This window comes from Bacillus sp. SIMBA_031 (assembly GCF_046535225.1).
Lineage (GTDB): Bacteria > Bacillota > Bacilli > Bacillales > Bacillaceae > Bacillus > Bacillus velezensis.
Genome location: NZ_JAWRXC010000003.1, coordinates 441318 through 460876, shown reverse-complemented (window position 1 = coordinate 460876; position 19559 = coordinate 441318). Strand labels below are relative to the sequence as shown.

The window sequence follows — 19559 nt, the reverse complement described above, 5'->3', positions numbered from 1 at the left end:
CGGCCGAATCGCTCCTTGCCTTTATTCATATGAACGCCGCCCTTCCCATCTTCTGCACCAATAGAGGCCGGCCAGACATAATATCACTATAGAAAAATATAACATTATTTCTCCGAATCTCATATCGTATCTTACATAAGGGAGGAACTCTTTTTTGACTTTGTCAAAATGCAGCAGTCCTGCAAGGCCTGAAAGCCGTACGCTCCATGCCCACGGGAAAAAACGCCAGATGATATCGCCAAGTCCCGTATTCATGAGCGCCGCCATTAATAAACCCGCACCCCCTAAAAGCCCGGACGGTCCCATGCCGTACTTTATGCCGACAAAAAAAGACATCATATAGAGCGGAATACTGCCGGCAATCAGCCACGCCCCTCCTTTTAAAAAGAGAAGATACGGGAGGTCATTGATGTGAAGAACAAATTTCATCCCCGCCAAATAAAGACAGATGGCGAGACCTATCGATAACACATTCAAGAGCAGCAATAGAAGCAGCTTGCCCGCAAAACTGACGATTTTAGAATACGGAACCGCCAGCATCATCTGAAAATGGCCCGCCTGTTCCTCAACCGAGGCAGACATGCCGCAGACAATACTGATGATTAAAGGGTATAAAACAGCAATCACGCTGAAAAACACACTGTACAGCATATAAGGCTCCTGAACCCTTCCATACATATACAACAGGAAAAATCCCGCGCATAAAACCGGTGCCGCAGCATGCATCCATATGAGCGGCGTGCGCTTCATTTTTAATACATCGGCCCACATATATCGTAAAAGCACGGTCATGACCGGTTTCCCCCTTTTGAAAAAGACACGGCGGAAACAAAACTTATTGCGATAAAAGAAAGGATAGAAAGAATAATAGCCGGAAAGAGCACGTTTCCGTTTAATAAGCCGCTGTCTGCGGGAAGCGGAATGCCGTTCGGATGGATCCCGAGAATCGGTGACATCACCCGGACTGACCAGCTCCATGGGCTCAGCCACCACAATGAGCCTGACGCCGGCACAATGCCTAAAACAAAGGCGGCGATCATATTCATGAGAATCACTGCCGTAAACCCGAACTGTCTGGCAATCCATAAGCAGAACGGAATTTCCCAAAGCGCAGACAGCCACAAAAGGGAGCTTGCTTCAATACCTTTCAGCTGAACCGCAGCAATTGCCGGAAACACAAGGCCAAGCAAAAACATGATGACTAAAAAGACGATTTGCGACAGGAGTGAATACAGCGCGATCAAGCTTATTTTTGAGAACCATATGCTCTTCAAGTCAGCCGGCAGTGAGTACACCGCACGGTCATTCGCTGATTTTTTCTCTTTTTTAACAGATAAACCGCACATTAGAGCAATCATGAGCGGCATGAAAATAACCGCCCACCAATTGAACGTGCCCGTCATAAAATAGGCGGTATTCAGCAGAAAAGAAAAAGCCGTGTTCAGAAGAGGGATAAGAATGATCAGCTTTCTGATAAATGTTCTTTTAGATGTAAGATGTTCCGCCTGCATGTACTGAATCATTTCCCAGTCCCCGCTTTCTCCCGTGTTGATTTGACAACCTCCAGAAACAGCCGCTCCAGATCGTCTTCCCGGCTGATTTCTCCCTGATATCCTAAAACGCCGTCACTGATGATTCCGATATGGTCTGCGATCTGCTCGACTTCTGATAACAGGTGGCTTGATAAAATAACCGTTATTCCCTGTCCGGGCAGGGAGCGGATAAATTCCCGCAAATCCTGAATTCCCATCGGGTCCAATCCGTTTGTCGGCTCATCAAGAATTAAGAGCGACGGACGGTTTAATAATGCTAACGCAATGCCGAGACGCTGTTTCATTCCCATGGAAAATTGTCCGGCGCGCTTTTTTCCGGTTTCCGTTAATCCCGTAATTTCCAGCACTTCCGCAATTCTTGAATCAGGCAGTCCGAGCATAACGCAGCGGACTTTCAGATTTTCAGCGGCTGTCAGGTTGCTGTAAAGCGGCGGCGCTTCAATCAGGGAACCGATGCTTTTCAAATCTTCGCGCTTCCATGTATGTCCGTCGAACAGAACCTCGCCGGATGTTTGCTGCAGCATGCCGGTCAATATTTTAAGTGTCGTTGATTTTCCCGCGCCATTCGGACCGAGCAGGCCGTATATACTGTTGCGCTTTACTGATAGAGACACATCAGCCACTGCCTGTTGTCTGCCGAATGATTTTTGCAGCTGTCTCGTTTCTAAGATGTTGCTCATTTGATTACCCCTCTGCTTTGTTATTTGATATGTAAGACTTTACAGCGCAGTTATCAAAATTTAATCAAGAAATCAAAAAAAAAGCATCCTTCACGCGGAAGAATGCTTTTTTCATGAGGCTGAGCGTACGATCAGCTTTCTTTTTTGTTTTTTCACCGGGCTGAGGGCTCGTTCCAGCCACGCCATCAGCAGGTCTGCGGCTACCGCCATCAGCGCGGTCGGGATGGCGCCCGCCAGAATAATGGCGGTTCCGTTTGTCGCGTTCGACCCTCTGACGATCATATCGCCGAGGCCGCCCGCCCCGACGAAGGTGCCGATCGCCGTGATGCCGATGGCAATGACGAGCGCCGTTCGGAGACCCGCCATAATGACGGAAAGCGCAAGCGGCAGCTCCACCATACGAAGGATTTGGTATTTCGTCATGCCCATCGCTTTTCCCGACTCGAGATAAGCGTGCTCAATATTGATAATGCCCGTGTGCGTATTTCTGAGAATCGGCAGCAGGGAATACAAAAACAAAGCCGTGATGACCGTATTGGCGCCGAGTCCCATGACGAGCATCAGGACGGCGAGCATCGCAAGCGCCGGAACGGTTTGAATCACGTTCGCCACAGCAAACACCCAGCCGGCGAGACGCCCGTGCCTTGCTGTCACAATTCCGGCCGGAATGGCGAAAACGGCGGCGAAAACGACGCCGTACGCCGACATGAGAAAGTGCCGCCAGCATTCATACAGAACATAGCTGCCGTTTTGAGCGTAATACGTAAACAGCTCCTTCATCGTGTCCATCCGCACATCTCCTTTCCGTTATTCAAAGTAATGATGTTTTTCTAAATATTCCTTGGCCACGACGGACGGCTCTTTTAATTGGCCGTCAACTTCGTAATTCATTTTCTGCATCATCTTTGTATCAATCGCGCCGATCATTTTATTGATCACGCCCTCCAGTTCGGGATGCTCTTTTAATACATGATCCGGAACGACGGGTGAACAGTCATACGGAGGAAAGAACCGCTTATCATCCTTCAGCGTTTTCAGTCCGTAAGCGATGATTCTTCCGTCGGTGGAATAAGCGAGCGCGATATCCATCTTTCTGCTTTTCAGCGCGTCGTAAACGAGGCCGATCTGCATCGGATACGTGCCTTCAAATGACATTCCGTACGTTTTCATAAAATCCTGATATCCGTTGCCTCTCAACTTCATCCAGTAGTTATCTACGCCGAATTTCAGATGAGACGCTTCTTTTTTGACATCGGATACCGATTCTAAATGGTACTTGCGGGCAAGCTGTCCGGAAACGGTAAAGACGTATGTATTATCAAAGCCGTAAGAATCAAACCATTTCATGTCATATCTGTTTTGAAATTCACGCTGAACGAGCCGCAGCGCTTTTTCCGGGTCTTTTTCCGGCTCCATGCGAAGCGTCCCGGTCAGCGCGTCACCTGTATAGCGTGTAGCGGCGATATCAATATCACCGTTGATCAAGGATTGCTGCTGTACGGCGTTGGAGCCGAGATTTTTAATAACGGATGTTTTCAACCCGCTGTGATGTTCGATCATCTGCCCGAGCATGCTCGCGATGATTTCTGATTCGGTCATGCTTTGCGCGCCGATTTTAATGGTATCCTCCGATGCGGCGCTCAACCCCGGGAGCGAGCATCCGCCAAGGAGCAGCATGCCGATACAGGCAATTGCGAGCAGCCGTTTTTTGCATCTATTCCCCATGAGAGACCTCCTCCTTATGAAGCATTCTTTATGCTCTTCAGCCCGTCAGGCGTGACTTTCCGTTCTGTCATCCCCAGCATATAATCGACAGCGGCCGCCAGCATCGTGACCGGAACAGCGCCTGCGATAATATACTCCGGCTGATAAAGGTTCAAGCCGATAAAAATGTAATCTCCCAGTCCGCCTCCGCCGATAAAGGAGGCGAGCGTCGCCCAGCCGATTAAATAAATCGAAGACGTCCGGATGCCCGCCATGATGACCGGAGCGGCAAGCGGGAGCTCTACAAGCCTGATTTGCTCCCATGCCGTCATGCCGATCCCTTTTCCCGATTCCAGAAGATGCCGATTGACGCCGAGAATCCCCGTATACGTGTTTCTGAGAATCGGCAGCATGGAATAGAAAAACAGCGCCGCAACGGCCGGGACCTTTCCTACGCCTAAAAGCGGAATAAAAAACGCAAGAATGGCAAGACTCGGCAAGGTTTGAATGATGTTGACGATGCCGATGACGGCGCCGGCTCCTCTTTTCATCCTCGTCAGCAGGACGCCGAGCGGAACGGCGGCGAGAATGCCCGCCATGACGGCGATTAATGAGATGTATAGATGCTCCCATGTTTTATAAAGCATCTCTCCTCCATTTGCCTGTAAAAATTGCACGGTCTGATTCATATCAATTGAAGCCCCCTCATGACATCACCGCGAGCTGATTCTCTTCTCCCCAGATGGAGTCATAGACGATGTCAACGAGGCTTGCCCTTGTCACGATTCCCGTTAAACGGCCGGCTTCATCAATGACCGGCACAAATTTCATGCCTCTTTTTAAAATTTTATGGACGGCGTCGCGAAGCAGAGTCCCGCTTCTGACCGTGTACAGATCCCGTTCAAGCACTTCCGCGACGGTTACCGCTTGTCTTCGTTTGCGGTCAATCATCTCCACATCGACATAACCTTGGAGAACGTTCTTTTCATCAATGACGAGCAGCGAATCCACCCGCTCGGCACGCATCAGCTGAATGGCGGCTGACAGTGTTTTCTCAGGTGTTACCGTCACGGGATCGGGATTCATGATCTGCTCCACCCGTTCAATATCAGGGCTGGATGATTGGATCAGCCGTTCCTTGCCGATAAACTCTTCAACAAATTCATTCGCCGGAAATCTGAGAATCTCATCAGGCGTTCCGGCCTGGACGATTTCTCCCGCTTTCAGAATGACGATTCTGTCCGCAAGCTTGATGGCTTCGTCCATATCATGGGTAACAAATACGATGGTTTTATGTAAGGTTTTTTGCAGTTTTTTAAATTCTTCCTGAAGGGAATCTCTCGTAATCGGGTCAAGCGCCCCGAACGGTTCATCCATTAAGATGAGCGGCGGCTCTGCGGCAAGTGCCCGTAATACACCTATTCGCTGCTGCTGTCCTCCGCTCAGTTCATGAGGGTAACGGTCTAAATATTCAGGCCCCATATCAACGAGCTTTAAAAGCTCCCGCGCCCGTTCCTTCCGTTTTTCGGCAGGATGCTTTAAAAGCTTCGGAACGAGCGTAATGTTCTGCTGAATGGTCATATGCGGAAACAGCCCGATCTGCTGGATGACATAGCCGATGCTTCTTCTGAGTTCCACCGGATCTTGTTCCATAATGTTTCGGCCCTCTATCAGGATTCTGCCTTCTGTCGGTTCAATTAAGCGGTTGATCATTTTCATCGTCGTCGTTTTGCCGCAGCCGCTCGGTCCGATAAAACAAATAAATTCGCCTTTGGCAATATTCAGGTTGATGCTGTTGACGGCTTTTTTCCCGCCTTTATACATTTTCGAGACATTTTCTAATGTCAGCAAACACTCACACCTCCATGATTAAGTTTATTCAATTCGTTAAATTCAAATTTAACTTTTCAGACAATTGAACGTTTCCCATTATAAATTAAACTTTGTAAATTAAAAAGTTTACAATTTGTCCATATTATATATAAAGGTTGTGTAAGCACTGATTAACCCGTATTGACCGGCAAAGTTCTTCTTATTGCTCCGGATTACTGCCAAATTCTCTCGGAAGAGCATTTCCGCCGGTTTAAAAATGTGGTATATTGACATCGGAATTGCTGACTGAAAGGATTGAAACTGTTGGAGAAAGATCCCTTAAACGTAATCGAACAAGCTGAAGATCATTTGATAGAACGAATCGCTGAAAATATGCATACATTCGGAATGCCCGCGACGGTGGGGCGCATTTTAGGCATTATTTATATGAACCGCAAGCCGATGACCTTAACTGAATTATCAGAAGCGACCGGCATGAGCAAGACGAGAATGAGCCAGGCGGTCCGTGAAATGCTTGACGTCAATCTGGCGGAAAAAGTGTTTGAAAAAGGCGTCCGCAAAGATTTATACGACGTCGAGCAGGATTATTACCAAACCTTTATTACGCTGTTTACGGCCACATGGAGCAAGGTCGTCAGCAAAAATAAAATGATGCATAAAAAGCTGAACCGCGAACTGACGGCCGTCCTTGAAAACGGCGTGCCGGAAGAAGCTGAGGAAAAAATCAACGAACTGCTGAAAGAATTAAAGGATTGGCTTGATTACTACAACTGGATCAGCCGTCTGATCGAGTTTTTTGAGAGCGAAGAAATTTTCAAGCATGTGCCGAAGCCATAAGAAAAAAACGCCCTGACCCGCAAGGCGTTTTTTTCATGCCGCATTCGGCGCTTTGGTTCGTTTTTTCTTTCTCACCGGACTCAGCGCCCGCTCCAGCCACGCCATCACAAGATCTGCGATAACGGCCATCAGCGCTGTCGGAATGGCGCCGGCCAAAATAATCGCGGTTCCGTTCGTGGCGTTTGAGCCCCTGACAATAATGTCACCGAGTCCGCCCGCGCCGACAAACGTACCGATTGCGGTAATGCCGATCGCGATGACGAGCGCCGTCCGGAGCCCCGCCATGATGACGGAAAGCGCAAGCGGCAGCTCCACCATGCGGAGCACCTGAAATTTGGTCATGCCCATCGCTTTTCCCGATTCAAGATAAGCGTGTTCAATGCTGGCGATGCCCGTGTACGTATTCCGGATGATCGGAAGAAGCGAATATAAAAACAGCGACAAAATCACCGTATTGGCGCCGAGCCCCATGACGAGCATCAGCACCGCAAGCATCGCAAGCGCCGGCACGGTCTGAATCACGTTTGTCACCGCGAATACCCAGCCGCTTAACGTTCTGTACCTGGCAATGAAGATGCCGAGCGGAACCCCAACGACCGCCGCAAATAAAACGCCGTATACCGACATGAGAAAATGGCGGTAAAACTCCTGAAGCACATAGGCGCCGTTTTGAGAATAATAAGTGCCGAGCTGCTGCAGCACTTCCATTTGCCCCACCTCATTTCTTATTCAAAATAATGATGTTTCTCCAAAAATTCTTTAGCGACGACGGACGGTTCTTTCAGCTTGCCGTCCACCTCGTAATTCAATTCCTGCATCGTTTCCGTATCGATTTTGCCGATCAGTTTATTCACAATGCCCTTCAGTTCGGGATGCTGCTTCAGCACGCTGTCGGGAATGACCGGCGAACAGTCATACGGCGGGAAAAACTGCTTGTCGTCTTTTAAAATTTTCAGATCGTACGCTTTAATCCGTCCGTCCGTTGAATAGGCGAGGACGGCATCCATTTTCCCGTTTTTCACGGCATCGTATACAAGTCCGATCTGCATCGGATAGGTTGTGCCGAATTCAAAGCCGTACGTGTCGGTAAAGCCTTTATAGCCGTCGCCTTTTCTTTTCAGCCACGCATTGTCTATACCGAGCTTAAATTGATCCGCATGCTTCTTAATATCGGACACTTTGTCTAAATGGTCTTTTTCCGCAAGTTCTTTCGTGACGGTAAAAGCGTATGTGTTCTCAAATCCGTAAGAATCAAACCATTTGTAATGGAAGCGTTTCTCAAATTCCTTCTGGACGATGGATAATGCTTTTTTCGGGTCTTTTTCCGCTTCCATGCCGAGGGTGCTCGTTAAATCCGTTCCCGAGTAGCGCGTCGCGGCGATATCGATTTCACCGCCGAGCATCGCCTGCTGCTGGACATAGTTCGATCCGAGGTTTTTAATTAATGCCGTATTCAAGTCTGTATTGTGCTCAATCATCTGTGCGATCATATTGGCGATAATTTCTGATTCCGTCATGCTTTGCGCCCCGATTTTGATCGTATCATCGGAAGCCCCGCTCAGGCCGGGAAGGGAACAGCCGCCTAGAAGCAGAGCAGCTGACAGCGCCAGTGCGCACATCCATCTCTTTTGGTTTCTTTTCAAAACAGCCAACTCCTTATGATACTTCCTTCAGTCCTTTCAGCCCTTTCGGCGTCACCTTCCGTTCCGTCGCCGCTAGCAGATAATCAATGATAATAGCTAAAATGGTGACCGGCACAGCGCCGCCGATAATATATTCAGGCTGATAGAGATTCAGGCCGATAAAAATATAGTCTCCGAGCCCGCCGCCCCCGATAAAGGAAGCAAGCGTCGCCCAGCCGATCAGATAAATGGTGGATGTGCGGATGCCCGCCATGATCACCGGAACCGCAAGCGGCAGTTCCACAAGCCTGATCTGCTCCCAGACCGTCATGCCGATGCCTTTTCCCGATTCCAGCAGATTTTTGTTTACGCCTTGAATGCCGGTATACGTGTTCCGGAGAATCGGCAGCACCGAATAGAAAAACAGCGCGACGATCGCGGGCACCTTTCCCACGCCTAACAGCGGGATAAAAAACGCCAGTATCGCGAGACTCGGCAAGGTCTGCACAATGTTGACGGCGCCGATGACGGCGCCTGCGCCCTTTTTCATTCTCGTCAGCGCCACTCCGAGCGGAACGGCGACGACAATGCCTAATATGACGGCGATGATCGAAATGTATAAATGCTCCCATGTTTTATATAACAGTTCTCCGCCGTTCGTCTGCAAAAACTTGATCAATTCATTCATTGTAAGCGTTCCTCCCCTTGTCAGCCTGTCACCAGCTGGTCTTCCTCGCCCCAGATTGAATCGTAAACGATGTCGACAAGGCTCGCTCGCGTGACAATTCCGACTAAATGCCTTTGTTCATCAACGACGGGTACATATTTCATTCCTCGCTTTAAAATTTTGCGTACGGTATCGCGCAGCAGTGTCCCCTGCTCGACTGTATACAGATCAGAGCGGAGCACATCGCCGACGAGGCTCGCTTTTTTCCGGTTCTGATCAATGATTTCCACATCCACATATCCTTGCAGCACATTCAGGTCATCAACGACAAGCAGGGAATCGACACGGTGTTCCCGCATCACCTGTATCGCCTGCGAAAGCGTTTTGTCCGCCGTAACGGTGACAGGCTTTTTGTTCATCATCTGCTCGACGCGTTCAATATCCGGTCTTGATTGCAATAACCGTTCTTTGCCGATAAATTCTTCGACAAACTCATTAGCCGGATTCCGGAGAATGTCATCAGGAGTGCCGGCCTGAACGATCTCTCCCGCTTTTAAAATGACGATCCGGTCAGCCAGCTTAATGGCTTCATCCATATCGTGGGTTACAAACACAATCGTTTTATTCAATGTTCTTTGCAGTTTTTTGAATTCTTCTTGAAGGGAATCCCGCGTAATCGGATCAAGTGCTCCGAACGGTTCATCCATAAGAATAAGAGGCGGTTCCGCTGCAAGGGCGCGCAGCACGCCGATTCTCTGCTGCTGTCCGCCGCTCAGCTCGTGAGGATAGCGGTCTAAATATTCCGGGCCCATATCGACGAGCTTCAAAAGCTCCCGCGCCCGTTCCTTCCGCTTTTGTTCCGGCCATTTCAGCAGTTTCGGCACGAGAGAAATGTTCTGCTGAATGGTCATATGAGGGAAAAGTCCGATCTGCTGAATGACGTAGCCGATTTTTCGTCTCAGCTCCACCGGGTCCTGCTCCATGATATTTTCGCCATCGATAAAAATCTTTCCGGATGACGGCTCAATCAGTCTGTTAATCATTTTCATCGTCGTCGTTTTGCCGCAGCCGCTCGGCCCGATAAAACAAATAAATTCGCCTTTTTCGATATTTAAATCAATGCTGTTGACAGCTTTTTTTCCGCCTTTATAGACTTTCGATACATTTTCTAATCTCAGCAATCCGTGCACCTCCGAAGGGTTCCGTTATTTTTCTGAAAAGTATAATCTTTATTATAAGATGAAATTTGTAAAATAAAAAGTTTACATTGTGTTGAAATTATATACAATATACGTGTTTTTTCATGTTATCCCGCTGACAATGCGGATGTTCTTACAATCGCTCCCGATAGCTCGCATATCCTGCCGCATCATCTTTTTCATCAACTGTAAAAAATATGATATATTGTCAGCATGAAAAGCCAGTGAAGGGATGATCAGCCGTGGAAAAAAACGCTCTTGATATCATCGGGCATGCTGAAGAGCATCTCATTGAGAGAATCGCCGAGAATATGCATACATTCGGAATGCCGGCCACACTGGGACGTGTGCTCGGTATTATTTATATGAACCGCAAGCCGATGACGTTAAATGAGCTGTCAGAGGCGACCGGGATGAGCAAAACGAGGATGAGCCAGGTGGTCCGCGAAATGACTGACGCCAATCTGGCTGAAAAAGTGTTTGAAAAAGGCGTTCGCAAAGACCTTTACGACGTGGAGCGTGATTATTACCAGACGTTTATCTCCCTGTTTACGGCAAATTGGACAAAGGCGGTCAGCAAAAACAAAATGCTCTATAAAAAGCTGAACCGCGAGCTGACTGAGCTTCTGGAATCGGAAAATCTCAGTCCCGATATTAAAGAAAAAGCCCGTCAGCTTTTGGATGAACTGACGGATTGGCTCCATTATTATGACTGGCTGAGCCGTTTGATAGAATTTTTTGAGAGTGAAGAAGTGTTTCAGCATGTGCCGAAAATAGAAAAAAGCAGCACCCGAAGATAACCGGGCGCTGCTTTTTTAAGTCAGGAAACCAATATCGGGAACATGCCTTTCAGACCGGCGCCGATCATGCCGATCGCCACCACCGCCAAAATCAGCCCCATCAGTCGGGTAATGACGTTCATTTCGGTTTTCCCGAGCTTATTGCTGATGAAAGATGAATAGTGAAAGAAGATGAACGTCATCGCGATGACGGCCGCAATGCCGATCAGCACGCTGATGTAATGGAAGATGCCGCCATGGCCGGCCGACAGACTCATCACCGTCGCGATCGTACCGGGTCCGGCGATAATCGGAATCGACAAAGGCGTCACAGATATATCAGCTTTCTCCTTGCTCTCCCCTTTCTCTTCATGATGGAGAGACTGTACATGAGATTTCTTCGCATTCAGAAGATTATAAGCGATGCCGAAAATAAAAATGCCGCCCGCGATACGTAAGGCATGAATGTTAATGTCAAACAGTTTAAAGATCAGATGACCGAAGATTAAAAAAGCCGCCAAAATGATAAACGACAGCACGGAAGCCTTGCGCGCGATCGCTGTCCGTTCTTTCTCCGAGTACCCTTCCGTCAGTGAAAGAAAAATCGGCACGTTTCCGATGGGATTGGAGACTGCAAACAGTGAAATGAAGACATGAATGATGAATGAAAACATGCGTACCTCCTTATGACTTGCCGTTATTGAGTTATGTTTTGTTCTCCGCTGTTTCTTATGCATGGTTTTTACCCCGGGGTCTGCTTTTTATAACCTCAGCCGGACGATCCGGAAACAGAAAAAAACCGTCCTTGTAAGGACGGTTTTTTCTGTTTGTTATCTCCATAAGCCTTTTCCGAATTTCAACAGCCGATAAAGCATTTTCAATTTTTTTAGCATGCGTTAATTTCCTTTTTTACTCTGAATCAATGCGCCGAGAGACATGATATCCATCAGCTTCATTAAAATTCTACCATAATGGGTACTTTTTCTCTATTATCAATTCATAGAGAAAGTGATTTGTATATCTTTAGAAAACTCCGTTACATCCGCCCTATTTTCTTTTATAATGTAAATATTGAACAAAATCCCTATATTACTTGTAAAAGGAGTTTTAGAATGTATTGTTCTCAATGCGGCCATCATACTGATGGCGGAAGGTTTTGTGAAAAGTGCGGGGCGCCCCAGTCCGGGCAGGGAGGCGCAGGCCAAACGCAGGGCCAGGCCGCTCAGGCCGGCGCCGCGGCTAAGCAAGCTTCAAAGCAATTTGCCTTATTCGTGCTTGATGTGTTAAAGAGACCGTACCAAACATGTAAAACGACAGGCGGCGAACAGCTTGTCAGCAGCATCATCAACATGGTGCTTTTCTGCCTGGTGACGCCGATTATGTTTTATATTCTCTTATCAGACGGCTTTCGTGACGTCAGTTTTACCGCGGTTGTGGTCAAACCGGCGCTTACCTTTGCATTATGCGTTTTTTGCCTGTATCTCTTGATTTTTATCGCTTTGAAGGCCGGCGCCGCGCAGGTGTCATTTAAAGATTCGCTGTCCAGATTCGGAGCATTTTTGATTCCGTTTACAGCTATTTTGCTTCTTGCCCTCATTTTTATGCTGCTTCATACAACCGTTTGCTTTACCATTCTGGCTGTCGGTCTTTTAGGAGCGGCGTTTGCCGTGCCTCCGCTCATGCTGGCGAGCTATCAGCATCAGCTCACGGCTAAGGCCGATATCATTTATTCTGTTATCGTCATCTATTTGATCATTTGTGTAACGTTTCAATTCACGATCAAGCATTATATAAAAGAACTCATGAATTATTTCTTCTTTTAAAAACGGAAACCCCCGCCGCCTGATTGGCGCGGGGGTTTTTTTTATTGAATGGATGTTAAATAAATTCTTCCGTCTTTAACAACGCCGCCATACGTCCAATTGTATGTTCTGAGCTTCGGACTGCCGCCGGCTTTCGTAATATAAAACTCCTCGTACGTATGAATCGTCAGATGAGAGCCTTTCTGTGAAAAGCTTTTGACATTCACTTCATTAAATACTTCGGTCGTTCCCTCGCTGTGCAGTTTTTTGACCAGTTTCTGCTGATCAGCATACAAAGGGCTTCCCTCTTCTAAATTGCCCGCCATGATGGCAAAATTGTTAAGGCTGACGGCGCTTGATTGATTTGTCAGGTAATCAGTCATAAACGATGTGACTTCCTCGTTTGTCACGCTGCCTGAAGCTGTGTTTCCTTTGGAAGATGCCCATGCTGATGTATAGGTTTTCGGCTGGTCGTTTTTTATTTTTTTTACATTTGTCCCAGAAGAATCTGAGGCTGGATCAGCTTTTTCAAAAACCCATTTTTTATGTTTTGTATCATATGAGAGTACATAATGAAAGCTCGGCTCAGCCTCTTCCATATCAGGCTTCGTATTCCCGTCGAAATAAGCAGACTCATGAAGCTCTTTACCCGTAACAGTTACTTGCCAGCGGCCGTTCTCTTGAGAAATCGCAAATGAATCCAGATCAAAACTTGTCTCTTTATACTGATCCTTCAAAAAGGTGCCGGAACTCTTCATGCCGGATACCACTTCTTTCGTCTGCTCTTTCCAGGCGGAACCAGCCTCGGTCATCTGATCGGTATTTCCGTCTGCCATCGCTTTTGTATACTGCTTCGTTGTTTTGACAATCGTGTCCATGATTGTTTGTTGTGTATCTTGATCCGGGATAAGCGTTAATTCCATATCAGTGCTGTTGATCGGAACATCGGCAGTTTTTGTTTTCCCCCAAGGAAAATCAGCCTCCACGGCGGCTGTCATGGAACCGTCAGTTAAGAGCGGACCGTATGTAACGGATTCAAACGGATCTTTATGGACGGACTTGCCGTTTATCAGCAGATCGCCTTTCGCGCTTTTGAAGCTGTCTGCCGGAGTGAACGTCACATCCTCGGCGTCTAACGGCAGGTCAAACTCAACATTCCGGCTGCCGGCCGCCTCTGCCTCTTGCTTTTTGACAACGTCAACCGTCTCATTTTTAAGCTTGGCTTCCGCCGTGTAGACACCGGGTGCATACGGACCGAAGATTTGGGTTTCATCGGCTTTTTTGACCGTACCTGTTTTCTCGCTGTTGATATAAAGATCGGCGCCTTTATAATTGCTGGTGACGCGGAAATAAACCGGATCGACTTTCAATTCGTAATGGTCAAACAAAAGAAGGGTTTTACCCTCTTTTTTGACGTATACCGCATCTTTTTCTGATGAATTGCCGCGAAGCGATGCCAGCAGTTCATCGTGTTTCTTTGCGTATGCAAGGAGCGGTTTGACATTGGTCTCATTCAGCTTCAGTTTTTTGTCTGAAGGAGTGAGCAGGGCTGCGAGCTTTTTCGTGTCCCCGTCATGAACCGCCTGTTCGAATTGATCTGTGAGCCTTTTTTCAGATGTCAGCCAGGCTCCGGTTTTATATGCGGCAATCAATAAGATCAGCGCTGCGGCAATGCCGCCCCATATGAAGAGCGTTTTTTTAGGGATCGGCTTTCTTATTTGTGAAGCAGGTTCACCGTTCTTACAGCCGCCTGCCGCTCCAGCCGGCTTCCTTTCCCGATCGGTTTTCCGCATTCTTTACAGAAATGCGCCTCTTCGTTGTTCTGCTGGCCGCAATACTTACAAAAAAACATGACTTTCCTCCTATTCAATCTGCAAAACTTGTATAACTTTTCCTATGTTTCATATTTTATAATAAAGTAGAATGATTTTGGAGTTATTTTGAAAAAATAGCTGTCGATCATAACGGAGGAGGAGAAACGGACATGCAAAAACTGAGTATCCGAAAAGCCGCGAAGCCGGATGAAGCGCTGTATGAACTATTGCTGCTGGCCGATCCGTCGAGGGAGATTGTCGATGATTATCTTGTAAGAGGAGAATGCTATACGGCTTGGACGTCAGACGAGCTTGCAGGGGTTTACGTTTTATTGCAAACAAGGCCTAAAACGATAGAAATCGTAAACATCGCGGTAAAAGAATCGCTGCAGAACAGGGGATTCGGAAAACAGCTGGTGCAAGATGCCATTGAAAAAGCGAGACAATCGGGAGCTGACACGATTGAAATCGGCACCGGAAATTCCAGTATTCATCAGCTGTCACTCTATCAAAAATGCGGATTCCGCATTCAGGCTGTCGACCATGATTTTTTTATCAGGCATTATGATGAAGACATTTTTGAAAACGGCATTCAATGCCGGGATATGATACGGCTTTATTTGGATTTATGATAAAAAGGGCGCCGGCTGAGATCGGCGCCCCTTCGTTTACCATTCAGACGGATTGATCTGCTTGTTTCTCTGTATTTCTTTGACTCCCTTGTCTGACTGAAAAAATAGCAAAAACGATCGTAAGGGTCAGTCCGACAGCCGCAAAAATATAATCCGCATTCATCAACAGCAGAAGCCCTGTGTAGACAGCGGCCGACAGCGGTTCACCCATTTTGACAATGGAAAAAATCAGTGCAAAGACCCTTCCGAAATATGCAGCCGGAACCGTCTTTTGGAAATACAGCACCGTTTGCACATCAATATACGAGATGATAATGCCAAGCACCAGGAAAATGATGCACTCAAACCCATGAAGGGGAAAAAACAGGAGCATAATGAGCAGTCCCGCTGCCGTTAACGTCCGCGGGTACAGCCGGTTCAAGCGTTTTGTATTCCATTTGAAAAATACGGCCAGATTGCCCAAAAGCATCCCCGCCTGAAACATTGAATACATGACGGCAAACCATACAGAATAGTTCTGCTGAAAACGCTCCACAGCAAGAATCGGCCCCATTACTGAAATAAGGCCGGCAATGACGAGATTTACGACGAAAAAGTATCCGACCGATGTCAGCCATGCCGCATTTCCTTTCAGCATTCTGTAACCGGATTTTACATCTTCAGTTCCGTTGCTTTTTTCATTGGGCTGTTCTGAAATACGTATGAACGCGATAAATGCCGCGGAGATAAAAAAAGCAGTTCCGTTTATGGCAAACAGCAGCCCGAACGGAATAGCCGCAATCATGATCCCGCTGATCAATTTTCCGACGATGAGTCCGATCAAGTCACTCGTATTGATCAGAGATGTCGCCTGATCAAGATGCTGTTTACGGACGAGCAGCGGAATGATCGCGACTTTCGCCGGCGCAAACAGCATCGATTGCAGAGATAGACAAAAGGCGCACACCCCGGCTATCCACACGGTTAATAAATCGTTCGCGCTGAGCACCGCCAAGAGGATCATGATGACGGCCCGGCCCGTATTGCACAAATACAAGATCGACTTTTTTCGGAATAAATCAATCAGCGGTCCCGCCAGCACGCCAAATGTCAACGGCACGAGTTCGATAAAAGAAATAACGCCGACAAGAATTTTGCTGCCGGTCAATTCCAGCACTAACAGCGGCAGAGCAATGAGCCAGACCCCATCCGCCGCTGAAGAAAACACCTGTGCACACCAAAGCTTTGCATAGTTCGGTGTTCGATATGTCATATCAGACCCTTTTTTGATCCTCGTCATCAGAAACACCGCCGAACCATTCCAGCGTTCTCCATGATTCCCGTCTTTCCGTATAATCCTCTTCCATCACCTCAAATACAATGCCGGTATCTTGATTCCGATAAAGCTCCTGCAAAGTATCTGCAGCCCGTCTCAGCAGCTCCTCAGCGATCGTCCCTTCACTCGGATGGCGGCCCTCAAAACAGCGGACGCCCCCATGCGGGAACGCAAGCTGGCGAAAAGAGCTGAAGTGATAATGCTTAATGCTCTCTTTTATCGAAAGAAACTGAAAGAAATCAGGATATTTCAGCTGATCATTTCTGAACATAAGGGCGGAAGACAAGTGAGTCTGATAGGTAATCGCCCAATGGCACAGATCCCACGTAATACCGACATGCTTCAGATCCAGCTGCACCAGCTCTGTAAAATCCTCAGGATAAATGAAAATCGGATCAAAATCCTCTCCCAGATTCCCGATGATCGGAAGGTTTTCCACACCGATCCAAATGTCCGTCCCTTTCAGCCGCTCATCAAACTCCGCGAAAAACTCAACGATTTTTTTACGGTTTCCTTCCAGGTCATAGACTTGAAATTCCTCAACCGTCATAAATTGATTCGCATGAACGGTTATGCCTTTGACGCCGTATTTCACAGCGAGCTCCGCAAAGTGATAAAGCTGTTTTTTGATGTGATCTTCATGCACATAATCGGCATGATCTGTCGGGAAATGCAGCGTCAATAATGAAGGATCAAGCTGTTTTGCATATTCCAGCGTCTGATTGAATGTTTTGAGATAATCCGCTTCCCCAAAGGAATGGCCGTCAAAAATATTCGCTTCCAGACCGTATCCCGCTTCCACCCATGTCTCATCGATTTGCTTCGGATCAAGTCCGAAAAACGGAATTTGAGCAATCATAGGACAGTCACCATGTTCCTCTCACAAGCATAAACGCTTCCGCAGCGGTAAAACCCGATTTTGCTCCCCACACACGGGCATTATGTTCGATCGCCTGCAAAGAGCGGGGATGAGGGAAGTCTCTGAGCTCGGAACCGTAACACGCCATCGATTTCAATTTCGTTTCAAGCTCGTCTTCAATATTAACGAAGAAATTGGCATGAAACTGATCCTTCTGACAGTAATTCCATTCCGTCGAAGACAATGTTTCATAGGCAAAAACCCGTTTTACCGTATGACCGGGAAGCGGACGGGTTGCCGTCATGACCGCTCTGAATACGACGGAGTGGTCAATATTAATGTCACCGCCGTACTGGGTATACACAATGTCCGGCTGAAAACGATTGATTTGTTTCTCCGCTTCCTTCACGACATCCAGCAAATCCATTGAATCCATTCTGTTATCAGGAAGGTTCAGCCTGACAAAATCATGGATGCCCAAAGTGCTGAGCGCCTGCTCCGTTTCTTGATTAGAATGCTGCATAACGGACTCTTCAGGCTTCTCATAATCCGTTTTTCTTGATGACTTGCCTTCCGCCATAATGACTGCCGACACGCTGTCACCTTGGCGGACATGTTTGGCGAGCGTGCCGCCGACGCCGATAATTTCATCGTCGGGATGCGCTGCAAATACCATTACTTTCATCATATTGCCCTCCTTTGACTAACATTTCGGCTGTATCCGCTCCGCAGTTCATCAGCATATCAAGCATGGAGAGGTGAGGGATATGCTCCCCGAATAATTGAGGATAGCCAAAATGTCGGATCTGCTGATACTCAATGACAATTCCGTTTCTTTCAAAATCGCTTTCTATTAAATAGTCGGAACCCTGACTGCCTGAATAATAACGGTCCGCCCCCAGCTCCTGACAAAACGCTAAAACAAAATCGCTTTTTTTCTCCTTCCGGCATTCAAGCTCAGAGACATAACAGAGCGGCGTTTCAATTCGCAGCTCTTTTCGGAAAAATTCAATGATGTGCATATTCAAATCATGGAGATATTCCCACTCCCGCTGATAGACATCTTGAAAAAAATGCTGGTATCGCTCAAAATAGGGAGCTTTCGCATAGTTCATTTTAATCGCCATCCAATGTTTTTTCCGCCAATCCTGTGTCTGGTCGATTTTCATATGCCGAAGCTCTATGTCTTTATATTGTTTCATCTGCAAAGGCACCGTCAGCCATCTGGGGCCCTGTGGCGTTTTGATTCTGTTGCGGTTGAGAAATCCTTTTTTCTCAAATTGAGCTGTGTCATGAATGGCAAACAGATCCGACTTATACATTTTTTCAAAAAAACCGTACCACGGCAGATAACTGGATTGATGGCCGCTTATTGTTTTCATTCCGGTTTCGTAAAAAGTCGGCATTGTTTTTCTTCAGCTCCCCAATATCGTTTCGGTCTTGCGATTTCTTTACTGTGTGAATAGCCAAAATCAGCCCATTGAAGCTTGCGGCGAATGGCGAATTGCAGGGCGTCACGCATCAATAAGTAAGAGGCCTGCGCTTTTTTTCCCGCCAGGCTGTTTATATTCTGCCAATAATAGAAATGAGAGCGGTCATAGAGAAAAATACTGCTGCTGATCAGCGTCTCATCCTGATATGCTCCGATCCAAAACATCCGGTCCGCAAACGTGTCAAGCAGTTTTTGGAAAAAGCCTTGGCTCAGCACATAAGCCGCGCCGATTGCCGACGTATGCTCTTTGTAGAGGTCATAAAACGCGCCAAGTTCTTTTCGCCCGATCAGCCGGGTGACAATATTCTCTTTTTCAGCGTATCTGACTGCCGTCCGGGCTTTTCCGGAAATGCCTGTCCAAAGTTCGTCAAACGTGTCCGGAAGCGTAAGGATCCGTGTTGCCTTTTCAGTCCACCCTTCCCCGATTTCTTCTGTAAAAGAAGTCTGACCGTACGGCAGCAGCATCCGGGATATGTTCCGGCCGAATATGGTCTGGATTTCACTTTGAAGCCATTCAAATGAGATGGGGCGATCTGAAATAACGCCCCCGTATCCGATCATATTGCCGGATAATACGCCCTTCTGTTCAAAAAGCGGAAGATAGATGACTTGTCCTCCGTCCGTTGTCAGTCTGACAGGGTGAAATGACGTGCCGGGAAGCTCTTCCATGAGGATTCCCCAATCATAGCTTTGAAACAATCCCGCCTGATACATGTCAGCGGCCCGATCCCATGCCTGGCGGGTCGTGTATACTGCTGTTTTTTGCATAGT

General features: G+C 47.4%; 21 protein-coding genes and 1 pseudogene. 4 read left to right on the top strand and 18 right to left on the bottom strand.

The features are described from left to right. Positions 1–21: 21 nt before the first annotated feature. The 7 genes from SB724_RS12235 to SB724_RS12205 all read right to left on the bottom strand — a co-directional run bounded on the left by SB724_RS12235 (position 22) and on the right by SB724_RS12205 (position 5788). Positions 22–792 (bottom strand): lantibiotic immunity ABC transporter MutG family permease subunit, encoded by a 771-nt coding sequence (locus tag SB724_RS12235; protein ID WP_410571304.1) that lies wholly within the window; start codon positions 790–792, stop codon positions 22–24. Then, entirely contained in the window at positions 789–1523 is a 735-nt protein-coding gene (locus SB724_RS12230; protein WP_410571302.1) for a lantibiotic immunity ABC transporter MutE/EpiE family permease subunit, read from the bottom strand. Before SB724_RS12230 ends, SB724_RS12235 begins: the two co-directional genes overlap by 4 nt. Next, positions 1520–2233: a lantibiotic protection ABC transporter ATP-binding protein gene (locus SB724_RS12225; RefSeq protein ID WP_410571300.1), complete on the bottom strand. Its 714-nt coding sequence runs from the start codon at positions 2231–2233 to the stop codon at positions 1520–1522. Before SB724_RS12225 ends, SB724_RS12230 begins: the two co-directional genes overlap by 4 nt. 111 nt (positions 2234–2344) lie before the next feature. Continuing rightward, on the bottom strand, positions 2345–3022 hold the full coding sequence (locus tag SB724_RS12220; protein WP_007613829.1) for an ABC transporter permease: 678 nt from the start codon (positions 3020–3022) through the stop codon (positions 2345–2347). 18 nt (positions 3023–3040) lie between these two features. Beyond that, a complete protein-coding gene (locus SB724_RS12215) occupies positions 3041–3958 on the bottom strand; it encodes an osmoprotectant ABC transporter substrate-binding protein (protein ID WP_410571298.1) in 918 nt (305 codons plus the stop codon). Between the two features lie 14 nt (positions 3959–3972). Then, positions 3973–4626, bottom strand: a complete 654-nt coding sequence (locus SB724_RS12210) for an ABC transporter permease (RefSeq protein WP_265972978.1) — start codon at positions 4624–4626, stop codon at positions 3973–3975. A gap of 16 nt (positions 4627–4642) precedes the next feature. After that, positions 4643–5788 (bottom strand): betaine/proline/choline family ABC transporter ATP-binding protein, encoded by a 1146-nt coding sequence (locus SB724_RS12205; RefSeq protein ID WP_038459874.1) that lies wholly within the window; start codon positions 5786–5788, stop codon positions 4643–4645. Positions 5789–6073: 285 nt separating this feature from the next. Here SB724_RS12205 and SB724_RS12200 point away from each other — a divergent pair, with 285 nt between their 5' ends. Beyond that, complete coding sequence (locus tag SB724_RS12200) at positions 6074–6607, top strand: GbsR/MarR family transcriptional regulator (RefSeq protein ID WP_029325832.1); 534 nt, start codon at positions 6074–6076, stop codon at positions 6605–6607. A gap of 33 nt (positions 6608–6640) precedes the next feature. On the opposite strand, the gene opuCD is transcribed toward SB724_RS12200, so the two are convergent. From opuCD to opuCA, 4 genes are read right to left on the bottom strand one after another with little or no spacing between them, the layout of a single operon-like run. After that, entirely contained in the window at positions 6641–7315 is a 675-nt protein-coding gene (gene opuCD / locus SB724_RS12195) for a glycine betaine/carnitine/choline/choline sulfate ABC transporter permease OpuCD (RefSeq protein ID WP_202735142.1), read from the bottom strand. 17 nt (positions 7316–7332) lie between these two features. Further along, the gene (gene opuCC, locus SB724_RS12190) at positions 7333–8226 is read right to left on the bottom strand and encodes an osmoprotectant ABC transporter substrate-binding lipoprotein OpuCC (protein WP_410571387.1); all 894 of its coding nucleotides are present in this window, start codon (positions 8224–8226) and stop codon (positions 7333–7335) included. Positions 8227–8263: 37 nt separating this feature from the next. Beyond that, on the bottom strand, positions 8264–8917 hold the full coding sequence (locus SB724_RS12185; RefSeq protein WP_032876432.1) for an ABC transporter permease: 654 nt from the start codon (positions 8915–8917) through the stop codon (positions 8264–8266). A 20-nt stretch (positions 8918–8937) separates the two neighbouring features. Then, positions 8938–10077 (bottom strand): osmoprotectant ABC transporter ATP-binding protein OpuCA, encoded by a 1140-nt coding sequence (gene opuCA / locus SB724_RS12180; protein ID WP_003151651.1) that lies wholly within the window; start codon positions 10075–10077, stop codon positions 8938–8940. Positions 10078–10337: 260 nt separating this feature from the next. On the opposite strand from opuCA, the gene SB724_RS12175 reads away from it, so the two are divergent. After that, entirely contained in the window at positions 10338–10895 is a 558-nt protein-coding gene (locus SB724_RS12175; RefSeq protein ID WP_045208938.1) for a GbsR/MarR family transcriptional regulator, read from the top strand. Between the two features lie 20 nt (positions 10896–10915). Here SB724_RS12175 and SB724_RS12170 read toward each other — a convergent pair whose 3' ends face one another. Continuing rightward, positions 10916–11548 carry an NAAT family transporter gene (locus SB724_RS12170; protein ID WP_007409973.1) on the bottom strand — a complete coding sequence of 211 codons (633 nt, stop codon included), beginning with the start codon at positions 11546–11548 and terminating at the stop codon, positions 10916–10918. Between the two features lie 438 nt (positions 11549–11986). Here SB724_RS12170 and SB724_RS12165 point away from each other — a divergent pair, with 438 nt between their 5' ends. Continuing rightward, the gene (locus SB724_RS12165) at positions 11987–12697 is read left to right on the top strand and encodes a zinc ribbon domain-containing protein (RefSeq protein WP_410571294.1); all 711 of its coding nucleotides are present in this window, start codon (positions 11987–11989) and stop codon (positions 12695–12697) included. A 41-nt stretch (positions 12698–12738) separates the two neighbouring features. Here the strand turns inward: SB724_RS12165 and SB724_RS12160 are convergent. Beyond that, a pseudogene (locus tag SB724_RS12160) lies at positions 12739–14528 on the bottom strand (zinc ribbon domain-containing protein). A 132-nt stretch (positions 14529–14660) separates the two neighbouring features. Here SB724_RS12160 and SB724_RS12155 point away from each other — a divergent pair. Further along, positions 14661–15122, top strand: a complete 462-nt coding sequence (locus SB724_RS12155) for a GNAT family N-acetyltransferase (RefSeq protein ID WP_265972969.1) — start codon at positions 14661–14663, stop codon at positions 15120–15122. A gap of 43 nt (positions 15123–15165) precedes the next feature. On the opposite strand, the gene SB724_RS12150 is transcribed toward SB724_RS12155, so the two are convergent. The 5 genes from SB724_RS12150 to SB724_RS12130 are packed head-to-tail and all read right to left on the bottom strand — an operon-like array spanning position 15166 to position 19556. Beyond that, positions 15166–16401, bottom strand: a complete 1236-nt coding sequence (locus SB724_RS12150) for an MFS transporter (RefSeq protein ID WP_088461686.1) — start codon at positions 16399–16401, stop codon at positions 15166–15168. Then, positions 16376–17296 (bottom strand): TIM barrel protein, encoded by a 921-nt coding sequence (locus tag SB724_RS12145; RefSeq protein WP_265972966.1) that lies wholly within the window; start codon positions 17294–17296, stop codon positions 16376–16378. The genes SB724_RS12150 and SB724_RS12145 overlap by 26 nt, the downstream gene beginning before the upstream one ends. Positions 17297–17303: 7 nt before the next feature. Continuing rightward, on the bottom strand, positions 17304–17981 hold the full coding sequence (locus SB724_RS12140; protein WP_265972964.1) for a PIG-L deacetylase family protein: 678 nt from the start codon (positions 17979–17981) through the stop codon (positions 17304–17306). Continuing rightward, positions 17944–18702 (bottom strand): WbqC family protein, encoded by a 759-nt coding sequence (locus tag SB724_RS12135; protein ID WP_410571290.1) that lies wholly within the window; start codon positions 18700–18702, stop codon positions 17944–17946. Before SB724_RS12135 ends, SB724_RS12140 begins: the two co-directional genes overlap by 38 nt. Next, complete coding sequence (locus tag SB724_RS12130; RefSeq protein ID WP_265972962.1) at positions 18675–19556, bottom strand: GNAT family N-acetyltransferase; 882 nt, start codon at positions 19554–19556, stop codon at positions 18675–18677. The genes SB724_RS12135 and SB724_RS12130 overlap by 28 nt, the downstream gene beginning before the upstream one ends. Between the last annotated feature and the right edge of the window lie 3 nt (positions 19557–19559).

Excerpts from the sequence above, each read along its gene's own strand:
- SB724_RS12145 (WP_265972966.1), bottom strand. The coding sequence starts at position 17,296 with ATGATTGCTCAAATTCCGTTTTTCGGACTTGATCCGAAGCAAATCGAT.
- SB724_RS12165 (WP_410571294.1), top strand. The coding sequence starts at position 11,987 with ATGTATTGTTCTCAATGCGGCCATCATACTGATGGCGGAAGGTTTTGT.
- SB724_RS12230 (WP_410571302.1), bottom strand. The coding sequence starts at position 1,523 with ATGATTCAGTACATGCAGGCGGAACATCTTACATCTAAAAGAACATTT.
- SB724_RS12185 (WP_032876432.1), bottom strand. The coding sequence starts at position 8,917 with ATGAATGAATTGATCAAGTTTTTGCAGACGAACGGCGGAGAACTGTTA.
- SB724_RS12170 (WP_007409973.1), bottom strand. The coding sequence starts at position 11,548 with ATGTTTTCATTCATCATTCATGTCTTCATTTCACTGTTTGCAGTCTCC.
- SB724_RS12150 (WP_088461686.1), bottom strand. The coding sequence starts at position 16,401 with ATGACGAGGATCAAAAAAGGGTCTGATATGACATATCGAACACCGAAC.
- opuCD (WP_202735142.1), bottom strand. The coding sequence starts at position 7,315 with ATGGAAGTGCTGCAGCAGCTCGGCACTTATTATTCTCAAAACGGCGCC.
- SB724_RS12135 (WP_410571290.1), bottom strand. The coding sequence starts at position 18,702 with ATGCCGACTTTTTACGAAACCGGAATGAAAACAATAAGCGGCCATCAA.
- SB724_RS12235 (WP_410571304.1), bottom strand. The coding sequence starts at position 792 with ATGACCGTGCTTTTACGATATATGTGGGCCGATGTATTAAAAATGAAG.
- SB724_RS12140 (WP_265972964.1), bottom strand. The coding sequence starts at position 17,981 with ATGAAAGTAATGGTATTTGCAGCGCATCCCGACGATGAAATTATCGGC.
- SB724_RS12225 (WP_410571300.1), bottom strand. The coding sequence starts at position 2,233 with ATGAGCAACATCTTAGAAACGAGACAGCTGCAAAAATCATTCGGCAGA.
- SB724_RS12155 (WP_265972969.1), top strand. The coding sequence starts at position 14,661 with ATGCAAAAACTGAGTATCCGAAAAGCCGCGAAGCCGGATGAAGCGCTG.
- SB724_RS12210 (WP_265972978.1), bottom strand. The coding sequence starts at position 4,626 with ATGAATCAGACCGTGCAATTTTTACAGGCAAATGGAGGAGAGATGCTT.
- SB724_RS12130 (WP_265972962.1), bottom strand. The coding sequence starts at position 19,556 with ATGCAAAAAACAGCAGTATACACGACCCGCCAGGCATGGGATCGGGCC.
- SB724_RS12220 (WP_007613829.1), bottom strand. The coding sequence starts at position 3,022 with ATGGACACGATGAAGGAGCTGTTTACGTATTACGCTCAAAACGGCAGC.
- opuCC (WP_410571387.1), bottom strand. The coding sequence starts at position 8,226 with ATGTGCGCACTGGCGCTGTCAGCTGCTCTGCTTCTAGGCGGCTGTTCC.
- SB724_RS12215 (WP_410571298.1), bottom strand. The coding sequence starts at position 3,958 with ATGGGGAATAGATGCAAAAAACGGCTGCTCGCAATTGCCTGTATCGGC.